This window comes from Nocardioides solisilvae (assembly GCF_003194625.1).
Lineage (GTDB): Bacteria > Actinomycetota > Actinomycetes > Propionibacteriales > Nocardioidaceae > Nocardioides > Nocardioides solisilvae.
Window position 1 is genome coordinate 336,142 of the sequence record NZ_QHKX01000002.1, and the last position, 19,434, is coordinate 355,575.

The 19,434-nt window shown below is 73.0% G+C and carries 23 protein-coding genes and 1 pseudogene; 2 read left to right on the plus strand and 22 right to left on the minus strand.

All coding sequences use genetic code 11. From position 1 onward, the window contains the following. The first annotated feature begins 28 nt into the window (after positions 1–28). The gene (locus DNK53_RS07595) at positions 29–1,132 is read left to right on the plus strand and encodes an LOG family protein (protein WP_110181709.1); all 1,104 of its coding nucleotides are present in this window, start codon (positions 29–31) and stop codon (positions 1,130–1,132) included. A 7-nt stretch (positions 1,133–1,139) separates the two neighbouring features. Here the strand turns inward: DNK53_RS07595 and rlmN are convergent, their stop codons facing one another. From rlmN to rpsB, 7 genes are all read right to left on the minus strand, one after another. After that, positions 1,140–2,264 carry a dual-specificity RNA methyltransferase RlmN gene (gene rlmN / locus DNK53_RS07600; RefSeq protein ID WP_110181710.1) on the minus strand — a complete coding sequence of 375 codons (1,125 nt, stop codon included), beginning with the start codon at positions 2,262–2,264 and terminating at the stop codon, positions 1,140–1,142. Between the two features lie 39 nt (positions 2,265–2,303). Continuing rightward, positions 2,304–2,678 (minus strand): hypothetical protein, encoded by a 375-nt coding sequence (locus DNK53_RS07605; protein ID WP_204163808.1) that lies wholly within the window; start codon positions 2,676–2,678, stop codon positions 2,304–2,306. 20 nt (positions 2,679–2,698) lie between these two features. After that, positions 2,699–3,574, minus strand: a complete 876-nt coding sequence (locus DNK53_RS07610) for a phosphatidate cytidylyltransferase (protein WP_110181711.1) — start codon at positions 3,572–3,574, stop codon at positions 2,699–2,701. 9 nt (positions 3,575–3,583) lie between these two features. Beyond that, the gene (gene frr / locus DNK53_RS07615) at positions 3,584–4,138 is read right to left on the minus strand and encodes a ribosome recycling factor (RefSeq protein WP_204163872.1); all 555 of its coding nucleotides are present in this window, start codon (positions 4,136–4,138) and stop codon (positions 3,584–3,586) included. Positions 4,139–4,206: 68 nt separating this feature from the next. Continuing rightward, on the minus strand, positions 4,207–4,923 hold the full coding sequence (gene pyrH / locus DNK53_RS07620; RefSeq protein ID WP_204163809.1) for a UMP kinase: 717 nt from the start codon (positions 4,921–4,923) through the stop codon (positions 4,207–4,209). Positions 4,924–5,043: 120 nt separating this feature from the next. Next, positions 5,044–5,859, minus strand: a complete 816-nt coding sequence (gene tsf, locus DNK53_RS07625) for a translation elongation factor Ts (RefSeq protein ID WP_110181714.1) — start codon at positions 5,857–5,859, stop codon at positions 5,044–5,046. Positions 5,860–5,905: 46 nt separating this feature from the next. Then, entirely contained in the window at positions 5,906–6,871 is a 966-nt protein-coding gene (gene rpsB / locus DNK53_RS07630; protein ID WP_110181715.1) for a 30S ribosomal protein S2, read from the minus strand. 388 nt (positions 6,872–7,259) lie between these two features. Here rpsB and DNK53_RS07635 point away from each other — a divergent pair, with 388 nt between their 5' ends. Next, positions 7,260–7,913 carry a M23 family metallopeptidase gene (locus DNK53_RS07635; RefSeq protein WP_110181716.1) on the plus strand — a complete coding sequence of 218 codons (654 nt, stop codon included), beginning with the start codon at positions 7,260–7,262 and terminating at the stop codon, positions 7,911–7,913. On the opposite strand, the gene DNK53_RS07640 is transcribed toward DNK53_RS07635, so the two are convergent. The 15 genes and pseudogenes from DNK53_RS07640 to rpsP all read right to left on the minus strand — a co-directional run bounded on the left by DNK53_RS07640 (position 7,861) and on the right by rpsP (position 19,407). After that, positions 7,861–8,799, minus strand: coding sequence for a tyrosine recombinase XerC (locus tag DNK53_RS07640; RefSeq protein ID WP_110181717.1), 939 nt, complete (start codon positions 8,797–8,799; stop codon positions 7,861–7,863). The genes DNK53_RS07635 and DNK53_RS07640 overlap by 53 nt on opposite strands. Before the next feature lie 35 nt (positions 8,800–8,834). Then, positions 8,835–9,971, minus strand: a complete 1,137-nt coding sequence (gene dprA / locus DNK53_RS07645) for a DNA-processing protein DprA (RefSeq protein ID WP_110181718.1) — start codon at positions 9,969–9,971, stop codon at positions 8,835–8,837. Then, positions 9,968–11,545 (minus strand): YifB family Mg chelatase-like AAA ATPase, encoded by a 1,578-nt coding sequence (locus DNK53_RS07650; RefSeq protein WP_239456416.1) that lies wholly within the window; start codon positions 11,543–11,545, stop codon positions 9,968–9,970. The genes dprA and DNK53_RS07650 overlap by 4 nt, the downstream gene beginning before the upstream one ends. Beyond that, the gene (locus tag DNK53_RS07655; protein WP_110182378.1) at positions 11,545–11,925 is read right to left on the minus strand and encodes a YraN family protein; all 381 of its coding nucleotides are present in this window, start codon (positions 11,923–11,925) and stop codon (positions 11,545–11,547) included. The genes DNK53_RS07650 and DNK53_RS07655 overlap by 1 nt, the downstream gene beginning before the upstream one ends. Positions 11,926–12,076: 151 nt before the next feature. Then, a complete protein-coding gene (locus DNK53_RS07660; protein WP_110181719.1) occupies positions 12,077–13,825 on the minus strand; it encodes a TadE/TadG family type IV pilus assembly protein in 1,749 nt (582 codons plus the stop codon). After that, positions 13,822–14,298, minus strand: a complete 477-nt coding sequence (locus DNK53_RS07665; protein ID WP_204163810.1) for a TadE/TadG family type IV pilus assembly protein — start codon at positions 14,296–14,298, stop codon at positions 13,822–13,824. The genes DNK53_RS07660 and DNK53_RS07665 overlap by 4 nt, the downstream gene beginning before the upstream one ends. Positions 14,299–14,408: 110 nt before the next feature. Continuing rightward, complete coding sequence (locus DNK53_RS07670; RefSeq protein ID WP_110181721.1) at positions 14,409–14,717, minus strand: DUF2469 domain-containing protein; 309 nt, start codon at positions 14,715–14,717, stop codon at positions 14,409–14,411. Beyond that, the gene (locus tag DNK53_RS07675) at positions 14,714–15,481 is read right to left on the minus strand and encodes a ribonuclease HII (RefSeq protein WP_110181722.1); all 768 of its coding nucleotides are present in this window, start codon (positions 15,479–15,481) and stop codon (positions 14,714–14,716) included. Before DNK53_RS07675 ends, DNK53_RS07670 begins: the two co-directional genes overlap by 4 nt. After that, complete coding sequence (gene lepB / locus DNK53_RS07680; protein WP_239456417.1) at positions 15,478–16,263, minus strand: signal peptidase I; 786 nt, start codon at positions 16,261–16,263, stop codon at positions 15,478–15,480. Before lepB ends, DNK53_RS07675 begins: the two co-directional genes overlap by 4 nt. A gap of 37 nt (positions 16,264–16,300) precedes the next feature. Then, positions 16,301–16,651, minus strand: a complete 351-nt coding sequence (gene rplS / locus DNK53_RS07685; protein ID WP_110181724.1) for a 50S ribosomal protein L19 — start codon at positions 16,649–16,651, stop codon at positions 16,301–16,303. Between the two features lie 184 nt (positions 16,652–16,835). Next, positions 16,836–17,285, minus strand: a complete 450-nt coding sequence (locus DNK53_RS18015) for a GNAT family N-acetyltransferase (protein ID WP_239456490.1) — start codon at positions 17,283–17,285, stop codon at positions 16,836–16,838. A 33-nt stretch (positions 17,286–17,318) separates the two neighbouring features. Beyond that, a pseudogene (trmD, locus tag DNK53_RS18020) lies at positions 17,319–17,993 on the minus strand (tRNA (guanosine(37)-N1)-methyltransferase TrmD); the annotation flags it as partial. 1 nt (position 17,994) lies between these two features. Continuing rightward, positions 17,995–18,543, minus strand: coding sequence for a ribosome maturation factor RimM (gene rimM / locus DNK53_RS07695; RefSeq protein WP_204163811.1), 549 nt, complete (start codon positions 18,541–18,543; stop codon positions 17,995–17,997). A gap of 97 nt (positions 18,544–18,640) precedes the next feature. Beyond that, complete coding sequence (locus DNK53_RS07700; RefSeq protein ID WP_110181726.1) at positions 18,641–18,883, minus strand: RNA-binding protein; 243 nt, start codon at positions 18,881–18,883, stop codon at positions 18,641–18,643. A gap of 2 nt (positions 18,884–18,885) precedes the next feature. Next, the gene (gene rpsP / locus DNK53_RS07705; RefSeq protein ID WP_110181727.1) at positions 18,886–19,407 is read right to left on the minus strand and encodes a 30S ribosomal protein S16; all 522 of its coding nucleotides are present in this window, start codon (positions 19,405–19,407) and stop codon (positions 18,886–18,888) included. Positions 19,408–19,434 lie beyond the last annotated feature (27 nt).

Here is a 19,434-nt window from a genome sequence, read left to right on the forward strand (position 1 = left end):
CCTCGCCGCGCCGCGCTAGGTTCTGCCCGTGAGGCACCGACGAGGGACGGTCGTGGAGGTCGAGACGCTCGCCGAGCTCGACGCGAGGCTCGCCACGGGCGTGCACGGCCTCGCGGGCTGGCAGCTGAAGGGCCTCGACCTGAGGCACCACGCCGACAGCCTGGCCGGGCGCGACCCGGCCGGCGCGCTCTTCATGGGCTGCACCTTCGCCCCCGGCGCCGAGGACCTGCTGCGGGACCGCGGGGCGCTCGTCTTCCCCCAGCTGCCGGGCGTCCCCGTCGACCCCTACCGCAGCCGTCTCTACACCGTGGCCGAGCTCTACGACACCGAGCGGTACGACGACTCGCTGGACGCCCGTGCCTACGCGTGGTCGCGCTCCGGCGCGGACCCCGACCTGGCGCGCGCGCTGCACGACCACGCGGTCGACGACGCGCTCACCGACTGGGTGGCCGGCCGGCGGCTGGTCGGGGTGATGGGCGGCCACGCCCTGCCGCGGGGCAGCGCTGACTACGCCGACGCCGCCCGCCTGGGGCGGGCGCTGGGCGGGGAGCTCGTCGTCACCACCGGCGGCGGTCCCGGGGCGATGGAGGCGGCGAACCTGGGCGCCCGGACGGCCGACCGGCCCGCCGAGGACCTCGCCGAGGCGCTGGACCTCCTGGCGAGGGTCCCCTCCTTCCGCCCCGACGTGGACGCCTGGGTCGGCGCCGCCCGCGACGTGCTCGTCCGCCTCGGCAGCCCGGAGGCCGGCACCCCCACCCTGGGCATCCCGACCTGGCACTACGGGCACGAGCCGCCGAACCCCTTCGCGACCGTGGTGGCGAAGTACTTCCGCAACGCCACCCGGGAGGCCATCCTGCTCGAGCTGTGCGACCGCGGGATCGTCTTCCTTCCCGGGGCTGCCGGGACGGTCCAGGAGGTCTTCCAGGACGCCTGCGAGAACTACTACGCCGACGAGTCGGCCATCGCGCCGATGGTGCTCGTCGGGCGAGAGCACTGGACCCGCACCGTCCCCGCGTGGCCGCTGCTCGCCGCGCTGGCGCGCGGCCGCGCCATGGAGGGCCACGTCCACCTCGTCGACACCGTCGAGGAGGCCGCCGAGCTGGTGCTGGCGACCGGCGGGGGGCGGCCCTGAGGGCCGGTCACTCCGAGGCGGCCAGCTGCCCGCAGGCGCCGTCGATCTCCCGACCGCGCGTGTCGCGGACCGTGGTGGGGATCCCCTTCGCCTCGAGGCGGCGCACGAACTCGCGCTCGTCGCGGGGGTCCGAGGCGGTCCACTTCGAGCCGGGTGTCGGGTTGAGCGGGATGAGGTTGACGTGCACCCAGCCCCAGTCGCCGTACGCGTTGAGGACGTCGCCGAGGAGGTCGGCCCGTTCGCCCTGGTCGTTGATGCCGCGCATCATCGCGTACTCGATGGAGACCCGGCGCTTCGTCGTCCGCGCGTAGTTCCAAGCGGCCTCCACCGTCTGCGCCACGGAGAACCGGGTGTTGATCGGGACCAGCTCGTTGCGCAGCTCGTCGTCGGGAGCATGCAGCGAGAGGGCCAGGGTCACGGGGATCCCCTCCCCGGCGAGCTGGTTGATCCGGGGCACGAGGCCGACGGTGGAGACGGTCACCCCGCGGGCGCTCATCCCCAGCCCTCCCGGTGCGGGGTCGGTGAGGCGGCGCACCGCCCCGATCACGGCCTTGTAGTTGGCCAGCGGCTCGCCCATCCCCATGAAGACGACGTTGGAGACCCGGCCCGGCCCGCCGGGCACCTCGCCGCGGGCCAGCGACCGGGCGGAGGAGACCACCTGCTCGACGATCTCGGCGGTCGACATGTTGCGCTGCAGCCCGCCCTGGCCGGTCGCGCAGAACGGGCAGGCCATCCCGCAGCCGGCCTGGCTGGAGACGCACACGGTGGCCCGGTCGGGGTAGCGCATGAGCACGGACTCCACCAACGCGCCGTCGAAGAGCTTCCACAGCGTCTTGCGGGTGGTCCCCTTGTCGGCCTCGAGGGTGCGCAGGGGGGTCATCAGGTCGGGCAGCAGCGCGGCGACCAGCTCGTCACGCTGCGTGGCGGGCAGGTCGGTCATCTCCGCGGGGTCGTCGACCAGCCGACCGAAGTAGTGGGTCGAGAGCTGCTTGGCCCGGAAGCCCGGGAGGCCCAGCTGCACCAGGAGCTCCTGGCGCTCGGCGAGGTCGAGGTCGGCGAGGTGGCGTGGCGGCTTCTTGCGGCCACGGGGCTCGTCGAACACGAGGGGCAGGAGCTTCGGCGTCTCGGACATCTGGCCGATCCTCCCACCCCGACGGGCGCTGGCCCAACCTCAGGCGTCGGCCTGCACCATGAAGTAGAGCACCAAGGAGACGACGCCCAGCACGACCACGGCCGTCAGCACCATGCCGACGAAGACGAACTGGCCGAACCGCCGCGTCTTGCGCCGTGCCAGCAGCGCGGCGGGCACCACCAGCAGCACCAGGACGAGGGGGAAGTACTTCTCCGCCGTCTCGTAGTCGAACAGCAGCCGGAGCACCGCGGCGAAGCCGCCGGGCAGGACGGTGACGAGGAGCATCCCGGTGAAGAAGCCGGTGAGGGCGGCGAAGGTCGGGTGGCTGCTGTGCCACCAGTCACGCCGCGACGGGGTCTCGTCGGCCGCGGCCTGCGGCGCCCCCGGGTGCTGGTGGGCCTGCTCAGTGGTCATGGTCGACCATCCTAGGGGGGTCAGAAGACGAGGTAGTGGAGCAGCAGCCAGGTCGGCGCGACCGTGGCGAGCAGCGAGTCGAGCCGGTCCATCAGGCCACCGTGCCCCGGGATGACCTGGGACATGTCCTTGATCCCGAGGTCACGCTTGATCACGGACTCGACGAGGTCGCCCAGGGTCGCCATCACGACGGTGCTCAGGCCCACGGCCACGCCCACCCACCAGGGGCCGTCCAGCAGCGCGGTCACGAGGAACCAGCCGGCGGCCACGCAGGCCAGCAGCGAGCCCGCGAATCCCTCCCAGGACTTCTTGGGGGAGATCACGGGGGCCATCGGGTGCTTGCCGAAGAGCACCCCGGCGGCGTACCCGCCCGTGTCGGAGGCGACCGTCACGAGGATGAAGACGACGATGCCCCGCACCCCGTCGTCCCACCGCTCGAAGCCGGTGGTGCCGCCCTCGGAGAGCAGCAGGCCCACGAAGGAGGCCAGGAACGGCAGGTAGACGAGGACGAAGACCGAGGCGGTGGCGTTGCGCACGTACCCCTCGACGCCGCGCCGCAGGAGCCACAGCATGACCACGAGGGCCGTCACCGCCGTGGCGGTGACCAGGGCGGGGGCACCCCAGAAGTAGGCGACGAAGACCATCACGACGCCGCCCAGCCACAACGGCTGCTCGGGCAGGTCGATCTCCTTGGCCAGGAAGCCCCGGCGGAGCTCCCACACGCCGACGACCACGGCCACCGCCACGACCACCACGAACGCCGTCTTCCAGAAGTACAGCGTCCCCGCGATCAGGGACAGGAGGACGACGGCGGACGCCACGGCGGCCGGCAGGTTCCTGCCGGCGCGGCCGTGGTCCTTCTGCGGCGGGTGGGCCGGCGGGGAGGAGGTGCTCATGGGTGTCGCTCAGACCTCGAGCAGCTCGGCTTCCTTCTTCTTCAGCATCTCGTCGATGTGGTCGGTGTGGGTCTTGGTCAGGGCGTCGAGGCGCTTCTCGGCGCCGGCGACGTCGTCCTTGCCGACCTCGCCGTCCTTCTCCAGCTTCTCCAGCGACTGCTTCGCCGTGCGCCGGACGTTGCGCACGGAGATGCGCCCGTCCTCGGCCTTGCCCTTGGCGAGCTTGATGTACTCCTTGCGGCGCTCCTCGGTGAGCTCGGGGAACGCGCAGCGCAGGACCCGCCCGTCGTTGGAGGGGTTGACGCCCAGGTCGGAGTCCCGCACGGCCCGCTCGATCGCGTCCATCGCACCCTGGTCGTAGGGCGCGATGAGGATGACGCGCGCGTCCTGGGAGGTGAAGGTGGCCAGGCTCTGCAGCGGCGTGGGCGACCCGTAGTAGTCCACGACGATCTTGTTGAACATGCTCGGGTTCGCGCGGCCGGCGCGGATCGTGGCGAACTCCTCGCGGGTCGCCTCGACCGACTTGTCCATCTTCTGCTCCGCCTCGCGGAGGATGTCGTTGATCACGTGTTGCTACCTACTCTCGAACCGGTGGGGTCAGGGGGCGGACTGGTGCGCGGGACGGGGGTCGCTCAGGGGTGCTGGCTCACGAGCGTGCCGATCTTCTCACCCTGCACGATCCGCAGGATGGCACCCTCGTCCTCCATGCCGAAGACGATCAGGGGCATGTCGTTCTCCATGCAGAGCGCGAACGCCGTGGCGTCGGCGACCTTGAGCCCACGCTGCAGCGCGTCGGAGAACGTCAGGGTGTCGAGCTTGGTCGCGGTCGGGTCGGTGCGCGGGTCGGCGGTGTAGACGCCGTCGACGCCCTGCTTGGCCATGAGGACCACCTCGCACCGGGTCTCGAGCGCCCGCTGGGCGGCGACGGTGTCGGTGGAGAAGAAGGGCATGCCGGCGCCGGCGCCGAAGATGACGACGCGGCCCTTCTCCAGGTGCCGGATGGCCCGGCGCGGAATGTAGGGCTCGGCGACCTGGCCCATCGTGATGGCGGTCTGGACCCGGGTCTCGATCCCTTCCTTCTCGAGGAAGTCCTGGAGGGCGAGGCAGTTCATCACGGTGCCGAGCATCCCCATGTAGTCGGCCCGGGCGCGGTCCATGCCGCGCTGCTGCATCTCGGCCCCGCGGAAGAAGTTGCCCCCGCCCACGACGATGCTGACGCCGACGCCGGAGCGCACGACGGTCGCGATCTGCCGGGCCACCTTGGAGACGACGTCGGGGTCGACACCCAGGCGGCCGCCGCCGAAGACCTCTCCGGAGAGCTTGAGCAGGACACGGTTGTACGCCGTCACGCGAGTTCCTTCCGCCGGGGCGAGGTGGTGCGGGGACACGAGAAGGCCGGTTCGATGGTCTCGTGTCGTTCCACCGAACCGGCCTCCTCGTCGTTGCTCTGTGCTGCGAACCCTATCGGGTCAGGCGCCGACCTCGAACCGCGCGAAGCGCGTGATCGTCACGCCGGCAGCGTCGAGGACCGCCTTGACGGTCTTCTTGTTCTCGGTGACCGACGGCTGCTCCAGCAGGACGACGTCCTTGAAGAAGCCGTTGAGGCGACCCTCGGTGATCTTGGCGATCGCCTGCTCCGGCTTGCCCTCCTCGCGCGAGGTCGCCTCGGCGATCTCGCGCTCCTTGGCCACGACGTCGGCGGGGACGTCGTCGCGGGTGAGGTACTGCGGGCGCATGGCCGCGATCTGCATCGCGGCGCCGCGGGCGGCGGCCTCGTCGTCGCCGGTGTACTCCACCAGGACGCCGACGGCGGGCGGCAGGTCAGCGGCGCGCTTGTGCATGTACGCCACGGCCTTGCCGTCGAAGTGGGCGACCTGGCCCAGCTCGATCTTCTCGCCGATGGTGATCGCCAGGCCCTCGACGACCTCGCCGACGGTCTTGCCGTCGAGCTCGACGGCCTTGAGCGCCTCCGCGTCGGCAGCCTTGGCGGCGTCCGCCGCGTCGGCGATCCGCTGGGCGGTGGCGACGAAGTCGTCGTTCTTGGCGACGAAGTCGGTCTCGGACTTCAGCTCGACCAGGGCGCCACCGGAGTGGGCGACCAGACCGGCCGAGGCCTCGCGCTCGGCGGCACGGTTGGCGGCCTTCGCGGCCCCCTTCACGCGGAGGAGCTCGACGGCCTTGTCGAAGTCCCCGTCGGTCTCGGTGAGCGCCTTCTTGCAGTCCATCATGCCGGCGGAGGTCAGCTCGCGGAGCTTCTTGACGTCGGCTGCGGAGAAGTTAGCCATGTTCCTTCTTCCTGGGTCAGAGGGTGGTCTCGCGGGGCGAGGAGGGTCAGGCCTGCTCGGCCGGGGCCTCGGTGGCCTCGGGAGCGGGGGCCTCGGTCGCCTCGGCGGCGGGGGCCTCGGTCGCCTCGGCAGCGGGGGCCTCGGCGGCCTCGGTGGAGGCACCGGTCGCCTCGGAGGCGGGGGTGTCCTCGGTGGCGGAGTCGCCGCCGGTCGCCTCGACGGCAGCCTTGTCGGCGTCACCCGAGAGCAGCTCGCGCTCCCACTCGGCCAGCGGCTCGCCGGCGGCCACGGTCTCGCCGGACTCGGCGCCCGACTTGGCACCCGAGCGGGCGATGAGGCCCTCGGCGACGGCGTCGGCCACCACGCGGGTCAGCAGGCCGACCGCGCGGATGGCGTCGTCGTTGCCCGGGATCGGGAAGTCGACGACGTCGGGGTCGCAGTTGGAGTCGAGGATGCCGACGATCGGGATCCGCAGCTTGCGGGCCTCCTCGACAGCCAGGTGCTCCTTGTTGGTGTCGACGATCCAGACCGCGGACGGGGTCCGGGTCATCTCGCGGATGCCGCCGAGGGACTTGTTGAGCTTGTCGCGCTCGCGGCGCATCTGCAGCAGCTCCTTCTTGGTGCGGCTGCTGCCCGCCACGTCCTCGAAGTCGATCTCGTCGAGCTCCTTGAGGCGGTTGATCCGCTGGTGCACGGTCTGGAAGTTGGTGAGCATGCCGCCCAGCCAGCGCTGGTTGACGTAGGGCATGCCGACGCGGGTCGCCTGCTCGGCGATCGCCTCCTGGGCCTGCTTCTTGGTGCCCACGAACATGATCGTGCCGCCCTTGGCGACGGTCTCCTTGATGAAGGCGTACGACCGGTCGATGTAGGCCAGCGACTGCTGGAGGTCGATGATGTAGATGCCGTTGCGCTCGGTCATGATGAAGCGCTTCATCTTGGGGTTCCAGCGACGGGTCTGGTGCCCGAAGTGGACGCCGCTCTCGAGCAGCTGGCGCATGGTCACGACTGCCATGGTGTTCTCCTGTGTCGCGCAGGCTCGCCGTCCGGCACGCGCGCGGCGTGGGTGGCGTCCTGCAGGTGTTCTCAGTTGTCGCCGCCGACGGGTGCCGGAGGCCCTGACGCTCACGCGCGGCCCCACCCGACTCTCTCGAGCCGGGACCGAGGACGGCGCCCACGGGCGGTCGGGGCCTTGAGGAGACGACCCCGTCGCGGTCTGCGAGCGTGCGAAGTCAGCCCGCGAGGGCTGCTGGGAGCAGAGTATCCCTCCGCGTCCGCGCACGCCCAATCGACCGGGCCGCTCGCCGTCCCCAGCCGGCCGGCGGGAGGCCCTGGGCGGCGGCGCTCCCCAGCCCGGACCCATCCTCTCCCTCGCGCGGGTCCGGAGGACCCAGGATCGCGGCATGCGCCGCTCCCCCGCCCCGCCCTCGCCCGCAGCCGTGCGCCTCGCCGCGCGGGCCACCGCGCTGGTCTCCGCGCTGGTCTCCGTGCCGGCCGTCGTGCTGGCAGTCGTGCTGGCCGTCGCCCCCGTGGCCGCCCCGGCCGCCGCTCCGGCCGCCGAACCGTCGCCCGGGACGTGGCCGCTGGCCCCCCGGCCGAGGGTGGTGGCCGGCTTCGCGCCCCCGGTGCAGCGGTGGCAGGCGGGGCACCGGGGCGTGGACCTGGCCGGCAGGCCCGGGCAGGCGGTGCGGGCGGCGCTGGCCGGACGCGTCTCCTTCGCGGGTCGGGTCGCGGGCAAGCCCTCCGTCGTGGTCGACCACGGCGCGACCCGGACGACCTACGAGCCCGTGGTCGCGCTCGTCTCGGTGGGGACCGAGGTGAGCGCGGGCGACCGCCTGGGCCTCCTGACCCTGCCCTTCTCGCACTGCCACCCGGCCGCCTGCCTGCACTGGGGGCTGCGCCGGGGCACGACCTACCTGGATCCTTTGAGCCTGGTGGCTCGCGCGCGGGTACGCCTGCTCCCGCTCGGCGGCGCCGCCGCGACCCGCGCCCGGTGGCGCAGCGTCACGCCCGGGGATGGGCCTGGCGGTAGGCGCGACGGAGCCGGTCGGTCGTGACGTGGGTGTAGAGCTGGGTCGTCGACAGGGAGGCGTGCCCGAGGAGCTCCTGGACGGAGCGGAGGTCCGCCCCGCCTTCCAGCAGGTGCGTGGCCACCGTGTGCCGCAGGCCGTGCGGGCCCATGTCGGGGGCGCCCGGCACGTCCCGCAGCCGGGCGTGGACGACCGAGCGCACCACCCGCGGGTCGACGCGGCCGCCGCGGGCGCCCAGGAAGAGGGCCGGTCCCGAGGCCCCGCCGAGCAGCGCGGGTCGCCCTCGCCCGGTCCAGGCGGCGAGCGCGAGGGCGGCGGGCTGCCCGTAGGGCACCACCCGCTCCTTGCGCCCCTTGCCCAGCACGCGGAGCACGCGGCGCTCGGTGTCCACGTCGTCCAGGTCCAGCCCCACGAGCTCGCCCACCCGGACACCGGTGGCGTACAGCACCTCGAGCAGGGCCGCGTCCCGCAGGCCCAGCGGGGTCCCGTCGTCCGCGCGCTCGGCCGCGACGCGCATCAGGTCGGCCGCCTCGTCGGCGCGCAGGACCGAGGGCAGGGTGCGGTCCAGCTTCGGGGAGAGCAGGGACGCCCCCGGGTCGCCGGTCGTCCGGCCCGTCCTGGCGAGCCAGGCGGTGAACCGCCGTACGGCGCTGGCCCGGCGGGCGACGGTACGCCGGGAACGCCCCAGGGTCTGTTGCTTGGCCAACCAGCTGCGCAGCGTCCGGAGATCGATCTCCTCGAGCTCCTCGTGGCCCAGCAGCGCCGCGTGCTGGAGCATCCCCGACACGTCCTGGAGGTAGGCCCGCACCGTGTGGGAGGACAGGTCCCGCTCCACGGCGAGGTGCCGCTCGTAGGCCCCGAGCACCTCGGCCCACCGTTCCGGCAGCAGGGCCGAGGAGTCCGTCGCGCTCATGGGTGGATCGTAGGAGCCGTGGGCGCCGCCCGCGCTCAGGCTCGCGCGGCCCGGTCGAGGGTCCACCCGCCGGGGCTCCGCCTGACCAGCCCCTGCTGCTCGAGCAGCGAGAGCGCCCGGTACACCTCACGGACCCCGATCCCGGCCGTCCGGGCGACGGAGTCCGCCCCCGCCGGACGAGCCACCGGCACCGCGTCCAGCACCTGCTGCTGCCGGGTGGTCAGGCGGTCCCGGGGGCGGGGCTCCGCCCTCGGCACCTCCACCAGGTGCTCGCCCGGGCGGCCCAGCAGCTCGAGCACGTCGTGGCCGCCGGTCACGAGGACCGCCGCCCCGGAGCGGATCCGTTCGTGCACCCCTTGGGACTCCGCCGCCGTGACGGGGCCCGGCACCCCCATCAGCGGACGTTGCAGCCGCTCGGTCCAGGTCGCCGTGCTCAGGGCGCCGCTGCGCACGGCGGCCTCGACCACGACCGTCCCGCGGGCCATGGCCGCGATCAGGCGGTTGCGGGCGAGGAACCGGACGCGCATCGGGGAGCACCCCGGCGCGCTCTCGGAGACCACCGCCCCGGCGTCGGCCACGTGCCCGAGCAGCCCGCGGTGCGCCGCAGGGTAGGCACGGTCCGCACCGCACGCCAGCACGGCGAGGGTGGGGCCGTCGACGGCCAGGGCTCCCCGGTGCGCCGCCTGGTCGATGCCGAACGCCGCGCCGGAGACGACGCACCAGCCCGCCCGGGCGGCCACGGCCGAGAGGTCCCGGGCGACGGTGTCGCCGTAGCCGGTGGAGCTGCGGGACCCCACCACGGCGACCGCGTCGGAGAGCTCGTCGAGACGGACCCGCCCCCGGACCCAGAGTCCGAGCGGCACTCCCCCGCGCTCGCCCACCGTCCCCGCGCGGGCCAGGTCGTCGAGCCCCACCGGCCACTCCCGGTCGCCGGGCACCACGAACCGCAGCCCGACCCGGTCCGCCCGTTCCAGCTCCGCCGCCGGGTCCAGCGAGGCGAGCCGTGCCGCCACGTCGGTCCGCACCCCGTCCAGGGAGCGCTCCGCGAGCAGGAGGTCACGGACCCGCTCGGCGCCCAGCTCGGTCACGAGCCCTGCCATCCTCGGGTCGCCCGGCTCGGCCAGCCGGTTGAGCGCCACCCGGGCCAGCCGCTCCTCCTCGGTGGCGCTCACCGGGCAGCCGTCAGGCGGCCGGGCAGCGGGTCACCGGAGCGCAGGCGCAGCGCCGCGTCCACGTCGGCGTCGGTGGGTCCGCCTGTTCCGCGCAGGTCGGCCAGCGACCAGGCGACCCGGTGCACGCGGGTCGCCCCGCGCCGGGTCAGCCGCCCCGCCAGCAGGGCGTCGTCGAGCCGGCGTCGGCCGTCGTCGGGCAGGGGCCACTCCTCGCGCAGGACGTGCCCCGGCACCTGGCCGTTGAGTCGCCAGGCCAGGCCGGCGTAGCGCTCCGCCTGCCGCTCCCGCGCCCCGGCCACCCGCTCCCGGATCTCGGCGGAGCCCTCCCGCCGCTCCAGCGGGTCCCGGCCCCGCGGCCCCGTGGGCGCCACGTGACGGGTGATGTCGATGCGGTCGGTGACCGGGCCGGAGACCTTGCGCCGGTAGTCCCGCCGCACCACCTCGGGGCAGTCGCACCGGTTCTGCCCCGCCGACGGGTGGTACTCCCCGCACGGGCACGGGTTCGCCGCCAGCACGACCATGCCTCCCGCCGGGAAGACCGCGGCTTCCTCGCCGCGGACCACCCGGACCTCCCCGCTCTCCAGGGGCTGTCGCAGCCCGTCGATGACGTCGGCGCGGAAGAGCGGGAACTCGTCGAGGAAGAGCACCCCGCCGTGGGCCCGGCTCAGCTCGCCGGGCCGGACCCGTCCGCTGCCGCCGCCCAGGATGCTCGTCCGGGAGGCGTCGTGGTGCGGGGCCCGGAAGGGAGGTCGGGTGCAGGGGCCGTCCACCGGGTCCAGCGGGCCGGACAGCGACCGGACGGCGGTGAGCTCGAGCGACTCGTCCCGGCCGAGGTCCGGGAGGATCCCGGGGATGCGCTCCGCGAGGCTGGTCTTGCCCGCCCCCTTGGGCCCCGACAGCAGCAGGTGGTGCCCGCCGGCCGCCGCGACCTCCACGGCGAACTTGGCGTCCTCCATGCCGATCAGGTCGGTCATGTCCAGCGCGTCGCAGCGGTCCTCGCCGCGCCAGCTGAGCAGCTGGCTGCCGGAGGGACCCGTGACCGGCTCCGCCACCGGCACCTCCTCCCCCCGCAGCTGCGCCACGACCTGGGCCAGCGAGCGGACCCCGAACACCTCGAGGCCCGGCACCATCGCCGCCTCGCGCGCCTGCGGCTCGGGCACGAAGACGCGCCGGAAACCCCTCCGGGCCGCCGCCATCACCATGGGCAGCACCCCCGCCACCGGACGCAGCCGGCCGTCCAGGCCCAGCTCGCCGATGAGGACGGTCCCGGACAGTGCCTCCTTGGGCACGCCGCCGTCGGCGGCCTTGATCCCCAGCGCGATCGCGAGGTCGAAGTGGGTCCCCCGCTTGGGCAGGTCCCCCGGGGCGAGCAGGATCGTCACCCGGCGCGTGCTGGGCCACGGGGGCGCACCGTGGGTGATCGCCATGCGGACCCTGTCCCGCGCCTCCAGCAGGGAGGCGTCGGGACGCCCCACGATCGTCGCGCCGACGACGCCGGGCGAGATGTCGACCTGCACCTCGATGAGGTGGCCGACGGCCCCTTCCAGCACGAACGTGTAGGCGGTGGCGACCATCAGTCCACACCCCTGACGTGCTCGATCGTGGCGTGGCCCCGGCGGGGCCGCATCACCGCGACGACGTCGATCCGGATGCCGTCGGGATGCACCCCGCGGGCGTGCACCCACTGGGCGGCCAGCCGCTGCAGCCGCCGGAGCTTCTCCCGGGTCACGGCCTCGTGGGGGGTGCCGAACGCGTTGCTCGTGCGGGTCTTGACCTCGCAGACGACCAGCGTGCGTCCGTCCCGGAGCACCAGGTCGATCTCCCCCGACTCCCCGTGCCAGTTCCGGTCGAGCAGCACCATGCCCTGCCCGACCAGGTGGCGCGCGGCTATCTCCTCGCCGTACGCCCCCAGCGCCGCGTTGCGGCCCGTGGCCACGGCCCTGCCTCCAGTCATCTCCCCCACCCCTTTCCGCTGCCAAGGGTGGTCCCCGGGGCACCTGGGTGCGGGTGGACGCCTCGCATCCTGTGGACGACACGCGTGCGCATGCCCCCTGTGGAGGACCAGCGGCCCGCGCGGGCCTCCCGGTCCGGGCGTCCCGGACGGGTCAGTCGACCAGGCGCAGCACCTTGCGGGCACCCGGCTGGTACTCGACCGTGTCCGCGTTCGGGGGGATGGGCAGGGCGTCGGGGTTGAAGCCGAACATCGTCATGCTCTGGACCTTGCCGCCGGGGTTGAGCGTGAGCCCGTTGGTGGCGGACGGGCCGGACGAGGTCGACTCGTCGGTCAGGAAGACCGGGGCGAACGTCTTGATCGCCAGGTACTTCTTCAGCATCCGGTCGCCCTGCCACACCACCGGCACCCAGAAGAACCGCGGGGACTCGTAGATCCGGGAGTCGAGGGCGTCGGCCGGCACCCCGGTGTCCTTCGCGATGTCGGACAGCGTGTAGCCGTCCTTGAGGAAGCAGGACAGCGTGTCGTTGTTGTAGGTGCGTCCACCGCCCAGGTTGAGGTCGGAGCGCCCGCACTCGGGGTCGGTGGGCCGCTCGAGCCGCCCGCTCCCCGGCGGGACCCCGGCGCTGCCCCCGAGCAGGCCGCCGGTCAGTCCCTGGGGGTCGTTGCCCGGGTCGACGTACAGGCAGTTGCGCCCGTCCAGAGGCACGCTGTCGATCAGCGCGCCCGCGGGGCTGCCGTCGGCGGCGCACTCGAAGCTGGCCGGGGAGTCGAACGGGACCAGCTCGTGGTCCAGGCCCTCGGCCACGTTCCACGCGTAGACCTTCTGCTTCTGGATGATCCCCTGCCGCGGGCTGTCGAGCTGGCCGAAGTTGCCGCGCTGGTGCTCGTTGCAGCCGACCTGGCCGCCTCCCGTCACGGCGAACTCGCCGGCCCGGCCGGGCTTGTTGACCAGGAGGGTGGTCGGAGCGAGCGGGTGGCTCGACACGCTGGGGGCGACCGTCCCCGACGTGTCGGGGACCAGGACCCAGACCTGCCACGTGCCCACGGTGCTCGTGATGGTCCACGTGTTCGTCGGGTCGCTGACCGTGGAGTTGTCGGGGAACCGGTGCGTCGGGGCGTCCAGCGACACGTTCACGGTCGCCGTCGACGCCCCGGCGGGCAGCGCGACCTGGTAGTCGGCGTACTGGGTGTCGCCGAAGGTGAACCTCAGCACCGCCCACGTGCGGCCCGAGGGGATCCTGTCGATCGTGACGGCGACCTGCTGGCCCGCGGTCGCGTACGGCGCCGCGCCCGGCGACACGTCCGTCACCCGGAGCTGGTTGTGCTCCTGGATCCGCGAGGGGTTGGTGTACTGCGGGCTCGCGTCCGGGGCCGGCTGGGCCGCGACGTCGCCGGCGAGCGGACCGTAGACGCAGGAGGCGGGCACCCACATCGGCATCACTCCCTCGACGGCGGGGACGGGGGTGCGCACCTGCACCGTCGCCTCCTTCGTCACGTCCTGCTCGTCGACGCCGAACACGTCGGCGAAGGCGTAGTCGACGGTGGCGGGCGGCGCCACCACGCGCATGGTCACGTCGTCGGGGAAGGAGACCTCACCGTCCGACGGGTCGCCGTTGCCGAGCTGGGCCGCGGAGACCACGTCCTCCTGGCCCCGGACCTTGTTGCCCGCCTTGTTGAGGTAGTCCGCCACCTCCTGCCGGATCTGCGGCTCGTTGGCCGGCGTCCGGGGCAGCAGGTGACCGGCGCTGAGCGTGGCCACGTCCACGGACTTCTGCACCGTGAGCCCGCGCGCCCAGGCGTTGCCCAGGTCGGTCGCGACGGCCGCGACCATCAGCAGGAGCAGGGCGGTGCCGGCCGCGAAGATGGCGACCGACCCCTGTTCGTCGCGGCGCCGACTCACGTGCAGTCACCCACGGAGGCGTCGGGCACGCCCTCCACCCGGGAGTCGGCCGACTGCGTGACCAGGCCGTCGTCCATGAACGGGATGAGGGGGATGCCCAGGTCGATGCTGGTGAACTGGACGGTGACGGTGACCAGGTCGCCGACCTGCACGTCGGTGCCGGAGTTGCCGGCCCCCTTGGTGTACGTGCGGGTGACGGTGGCGCCGCCGGCGTCGCCCAGCGAGTCGATGCGGTCCCGCACGTCGGCCTGGAAGGCGGAGCAGGAGGCCAGGTCGCCGACGGCCGCGCGACGGGCCGCCTCCCGGGCGGCGGTGGCACCGCCCTGCGCCGACCAGAAGTAGAGGCCGTACTGCACCATGCCGAAGACCAGGAGGAGCAGCATCGGCATCACCAGGGCGAACTCGACGGCCGCCGCGCCGCCTTCGTCACGTCGTCGCGCCGAAGGTCGCCGGTCGAGGACGTGCGGACTCATGGGCATCACCTCCAGCAGGACTTCATACCCGATGTTAGGTACAAAATGCGGCTCGCGCAGGAGAACGTGGAGATGAGGTCAACGTCCGGCGCGAGGCGTGCGCCGAGGAGTCACTCCTTGGGCAGGTCCATCTCCTGGTGGCTGAGCTCCTCGACGTTGACGTCCTTGAAGGTCAGCACCTTGACGTTCTTGGCGAACCGGGCCGGGCGGTACATGTCCCACACCCACGCGTCACTCATCGAGACCTCGAAGAAGACGTCGCCGTTCTCCGTGCGCGCCTTCACGTCGACCTGGTTGCAGAGGTAGAAGCGGCGGTCGGTCTCCACCACGTACTTGAAGATGGAGACCACGTCGCGGTACTCCCGGTAGAGGGTGAGCTCCATCTCGGTCTCGTACTTCTCGAGATCCTCGGCGCTCATCGACTCTCCTGGTGGTGGGGGTTCCGCACGACCCTATCCGGCGCCCCACCCTCGCCCCGGGACGCCGGGCCGGGCCGGTCCCCCTCCTCCGGGGCGGGGGGCTCGAGGCCCGCGGCGCGGCGGACGTTGACGAAGCGCAGGCGGTGGGCCGGGCAGGGCCCGTGCTCGGCGAGCGCCGCGGTGTGCGCGGAGGTGATGTACCCCTTGTGCGTCTTGAAGTCGTACGCCGGCCACTCGCGGTCCAGGTCCACCATGAGGCGGTCGCGGGTCACCTTGGCCAGCACCGAGGCGGCAGCGATGCAGGCCGCGACACGGTCGCCCTTCCAGACGGCCAGCCCCGGCACCTCCAGCCCGTCGACCGGGAACCCGTCGGTCAGCACGTAGGCGGGCCGGTGGTCCAGCAACGCCACCGCGCGCCGCAGGGCCTCGACGTTGGCGACGTGCATCCCGAGCCGGTCGCACTCCTCGTTGCCGACGACCACGACCGACCACGCCAGCGCGCGCCGGACGACCTGCTCGTAGCAGGCCTCGCGGGCCCGCTCGGTGAGCAGCTTGGAGTCGGCGAGCCCCGGCACGACGCCCCGACGTCCTGCGGGAAGGATGCAGGCGGCCGCGACCAAGGGCCCGGCACAGGCGCCCCGGCCCGCCTCGTCGACACCCGCGACGGGGGTCAGGCCCACCCGGCCCAGCGCGCGCTCGTAGCCGTAGAGCCCGGCGTCGCGCCGCACCGTGGCACCTCGTGGCAGGCTCGGGCTGAGGGTCATCGCTCGCCGTGGGCCGCCACGTCGTCGAAGGTGCCGGGCCGCTTCACCCACCGGAAGTTGTCCCAGGGCCACAGCACCAGGAAGACCTTGCCCACCACCAGGTCGGCGTCGACGAACTCCCGGCCCGGGACGCAGTCGGTCTCGTCGGGCAGGCACATCTTGTGGGTCGAGTCGGCGGACTCGCCGCGGTTGTCACCCATCACGAAGAGGTGGCCGTCGGGGACGGGGCCCGCCTTCCAGTCGCACGACGAGATCATCGGGCCGTTGCACCGGGTCTCGGGGTCGTCCTTCACGTAGTCGTCCTCGGTCAGCGGCTGCCCGTTGACCGAGATGCGGCCCGCGTCGTCGCAGCACTCCACGACGTCACCGGCCACCCCGACGACGCGCTTCACCAGGTGCCCGCCGGACGGGTAGAGGCCGATCCGGGTCATGGCGCGCACGACGAGGTTGTCGGGCGGCTCCACGATGCTCCCCGTCAGCCAGCCGCCCGGATCCTTGAAGACCACGACGTCGCCACGCTGCGGTTCGCCGCCGCCCCAGTAGGAGACCTTCTGGACCAGGATCCTGTCGTCCTCCACCAGCCCGGGCTCCATGGACTCCGAGGGGATGTAGAACGCCTGCACGAAGAAGGTCTTGACCACCATCGCCAGGACCAGCGCGACGCCCAGCAGGAGCGCGGTCTCCTGCCACAGCGGCAGGTGCTTGCGGGGACGGGAAGCAGAAGACCGCGGCTCCTTCCCGCCGTCGGACGGTGGGGAGGAATCGCGGTCTTCGACAGTCACGCCCAGAGACTAACGACTGGTGGGTGCGGGACGAGGATCAGCCCTCGCGGCGCTCCTTGATCTTGGCCTTCTTGCCGCGGAGGTTGCGCAGGTAGTAGAGCTTCGCGCGACGCACGTCACCGCGGGTGACGACCTCGATCTTCTCGAAGATCGGGGAGTTCAGGGGGAAGGTGCGCTCGACACCGACGCCGAAGGAGACCTTCCGGACGGTGAAGGTGCGGCCGACGCCGGCACCGTGGACGCGGATCACGACGCCCTGGAAGACCTGGACACGGGAGCGGTTGCCCTCGGTGACCTTGACGTGGACCTTGACGGTGTCGCCGGCGCGGAAGTCCGGGACGTCGTCGCGCTTGATGGCGTTGCCGAGCTCGGCGATGACGTTGGTCATGTTCTCTCCTCGCGATCGCCACAGGTCAGCCGCGGGTTGCGTTCGTGCACGGACGGTCCGCACGTCTCGACCGGCGCACCGGCACCCCCTGTGGCAGGCGGCCGGCGCAGGCCCCCCGCGTGCGTGCTCCGGGGCGACCCTGGGTCGGTGAGGACCAAGGAAGGATTCTGCCAGACGGCCGGGCTCAGCGGGAAATCCGCTTGGTGAGCACGACGGGGCCGGACGGGCCGCCGAGCACCTCGGCCACGCGGTACCCCGCCTTCCGGTACATCCGCAGGTTGTCGGCGCTGTGCTTGCCGGTGAACAGCCGCGCCGTGCGCACCCCGGCAGGGGCCACCTGCTCGACGTGGTCGAGGAGCAGGCGCCCCAGCCCACGACCCCGCTGGTCGGGGGCGACCATGAGCCGGCCGACCTCCCAGGTCTCCCCGTCACGGCGACCGCGCACGGAGCCCACGAGGCGGCCCGCGACGCGCACGACGTAGGTGTCCCACGAACCGACGGACTCCTCGACGTCGGCCAGGTCCTCGTGCAGCGGGGGGATGGAGAGGTCCTCGTTGAGGATCGCCTCGCGAGCCCAGCACGCCAGCTGCAGCGTGAGGATCTCGGGGGCGTCGCCGCGCCGCGCCGGGACCACCTCCCAGCCGTCGACGACGGCGCTGGCGTGCAGCAGGTCGGGGCGCCGCTCCGCCGTACGGCGCAGCGCCTGCGCGTGCCGCCACTCGGCGACGGCACCGTGGTTGCCCGACAGCAGCACGGGCGGGACCTCGTGGCCGCGCCACGTCGCGGGCTTCGTGTAGACCGGGTACTCCAGCAGCCCGTCCTCGTGCGACTCCTCCACGAGGGAGTCGGGGTTGCCCATGAAGCCCGGCAGCAGCCGGACCACCGCCTCGGTCACCGCGAGGGCCGCGACCTCGCCGCCGTTGAGCACGTAGTCACCCAGCGAGACCTCCCGCACCTGCGCGACCTCGGCCGCGTGGTCGATCACCCGCTGGTCGATCCCCTCGTAGCGCCCGCAGGCGAAGACCAGGTGCGGGTGGCCGGCGAGCTCGCGCGCCTCGGCCTGGGTGAAGGGGGTCCCGCTGGGCGTCGGGAACACCACGGTCGCGCCCGGGCTGTCGGCCAGCAGCTCGTCCAGCGCCGCGCCCCACGGCTCGGGCTTCATCACCATGCCCGCGCCCCCGCCGTACGGCGTGTCGTCGACCGTGCGGTGCCGGTCGCTCGTCCAGCGACGCAGGTCGTGGACGGCGAGCTCGAGCAGGCCGTTCTCCCGGGCCCTGCCGGGCAGGCTCAGATCGAGGGGTGCGAGGTACTCGGGGAAGATGCTGACGACGTCGATCCGCACGTCACGCCTCGTCGGGGAAGGGGCTGACCAGGCCGGGCCTGTCGGCCACGACCACCCGGCGTGCCACGACGTCGACCTCGGGGACCAGCGCGGCCACGAAGGGGACCAGCGTCTCCCGCCCGTCGAGGGCGGTGACCCGCAGCAGGTCCTGGGCGGCCCCGGGGACGAGGCCGGCGACGGTGCCGATCCGCTCCCCCGACTCGTCCACGACGGCCAGGCCCACCAGCTGGTGCTCGTAGAACTCGTCGGGATCCTCCGGGGTGGCGTCGGCCGGCAGGTCGGCGTGCAGGACGGTGCCGCGGACCGCCTCGGCGCCGTTGCGGTCCGACACCTCCTCGAAGCCCAGCAGCAGCACCCCCTGGTGCCAGCGCGACGAGCGCACCGTGAGCCGCTCGAGCCGGGAGGCCGAGCCACGCGGCGCCTCGGCCCGCAGGGCCGTGCCGGTCGCGAACCGCAGCTCCGGCTCGTCGGTGCGGACGTCGACCGTCACCTCGCCCCGGACGCCGTGCGGCTTGCCGATCCTGCCCACGACCACGTCGATGCTCTCCACGCGCACAGCGTAGAGGGAGCGCACCGCCCGAAATGCATCGTGGGCGCCACCCCCGAGGGGTGGCGCCCACGCACGAGCGGTGCCGGTCGGCGCGCGGTCAGCGCCTCCGGTCCACGTCCACGAAGTCGATCCGCGCGCCGTTGCGGCCGGCGAGGGCCGAGACGACGGTGCGGAACGCGGTCGCGGTCCGGCCGTTGCGGCCGATCACCTTGCCGAGGTCGTCGGGGTGCACCCGGACCTCGAGGATCGAGCCCCGACGCAGCTCCTTGTCCCGGACCGAGACGTCGTCGGGGTGGTCCACCACCCCGCGGACGAGGTGCTCCAAGGCGTCGGCGAGCATGCTCAGGCCTCGCTCTTGCCGGCGTCCTCGGCGGTGATCTCCTCGGCCGCCTCGGCGGTGTCGGCGGCGACCTCGGGGGTCTCGTCGGCGGGCACGGGGGCCGCCTTCTCCTCCGCCTTCTCCTCGGACTTCTTGTCGTCCTTCTTGGCCTTCTTGGTCACGGCGCCGCCCTTGGGCTCGCTCGCGGCCTCCTTGAGGGCCTCGTTGAAGATCTCGAGCTTGTCCCGCTTGGGCTCGGCCACCCGCAGGGTGCCCTCCGCGCCCGGGAGGCCCTTGAACTTCTGCCAGTCACCGGTGACCTTGAGGATGGCCTCGACGGCCTCGGTCGGCTGCGCGCCGACACCCAGCCAGTACTGCGCCCGGTCGGAGACGACGTCGATGAGCGACGGCTCCTCCTTGGGGTGGTACTTGCCGATCTCCTCGATGACGCGACCGTCGCGCTTCTTGCGCGAGTCCACGACGACGATGCGGTACTGCGGCACCCGGATCTTGCCGAGGCGCTTCAAACGGATCTTGACGGCCACGTCTGTGGTGTCTCCTTGCGAAGTTGT

What these genes read in the sequence shown, in the direction of transcription:
- rlmN (WP_110181710.1), bottom strand. Translation starts at nt 2,264, where the DNA reads ATGTCCGAGACGCCGAAGCTCCTGCCCCTCGTGTTCGACGAGCCCCGT.
- DNK53_RS07665 (WP_204163810.1), bottom strand. Translation starts at nt 14,298, where the DNA reads ATGAGTCCGCACGTCCTCGACCGGCGACCTTCGGCGCGACGACGTGAC.
- rpsB (WP_110181715.1), bottom strand. Translation starts at nt 6,871, where the DNA reads ATGGCAGTCGTGACCATGCGCCAGCTGCTCGAGAGCGGCGTCCACTTC.
- DNK53_RS07675 (WP_110181722.1), bottom strand. Translation starts at nt 15,481, where the DNA reads ATGACCCTCAGCCCGAGCCTGCCACGAGGTGCCACGGTGCGGCGCGAC.
- DNK53_RS07640 (WP_110181717.1), bottom strand. Translation starts at nt 8,799, where the DNA reads ATGAGCGCGACGGACTCCTCGGCCCTGCTGCCGGAACGGTGGGCCGAG.
- DNK53_RS07610 (WP_110181711.1), bottom strand. Translation starts at nt 3,574, where the DNA reads ATGAGCACCTCCTCCCCGCCGGCCCACCCGCCGCAGAAGGACCACGGC.
- DNK53_RS07700 (WP_110181726.1), bottom strand. Translation starts at nt 18,883, where the DNA reads ATGCTCGCCGACGCCTTGGAGCACCTCGTCCGCGGGGTGGTGGACCAC.
- DNK53_RS07670 (WP_110181721.1), bottom strand. Translation starts at nt 14,717, where the DNA reads ATGAGCGCCGAGGATCTCGAGAAGTACGAGACCGAGATGGAGCTCACC.
- tsf (WP_110181714.1), bottom strand. Translation starts at nt 5,859, where the DNA reads ATGGCTAACTTCTCCGCAGCCGACGTCAAGAAGCTCCGCGAGCTGACC.
- rplS (WP_110181724.1), bottom strand. Translation starts at nt 16,651, where the DNA reads ATGACCAACGTCATCGCCGAGCTCGGCAACGCCATCAAGCGCGACGAC.
- DNK53_RS07650 (WP_239456416.1), bottom strand. Translation starts at nt 11,545, where the DNA reads ATGGTCGCCACCGCCTACACGTTCGTGCTGGAAGGGGCCGTCGGCCAC.
- DNK53_RS07655 (WP_110182378.1), bottom strand. Translation starts at nt 11,925, where the DNA reads ATGACTGGAGGCAGGGCCGTGGCCACGGGCCGCAACGCGGCGCTGGGG.
- DNK53_RS07635 (WP_110181716.1), top strand. Translation starts at nt 7,260, where the DNA reads ATGCGCCGCTCCCCCGCCCCGCCCTCGCCCGCAGCCGTGCGCCTCGCC.
- DNK53_RS07605 (WP_204163808.1), bottom strand. Translation starts at nt 2,678, where the DNA reads ATGACCACTGAGCAGGCCCACCAGCACCCGGGGGCGCCGCAGGCCGCG.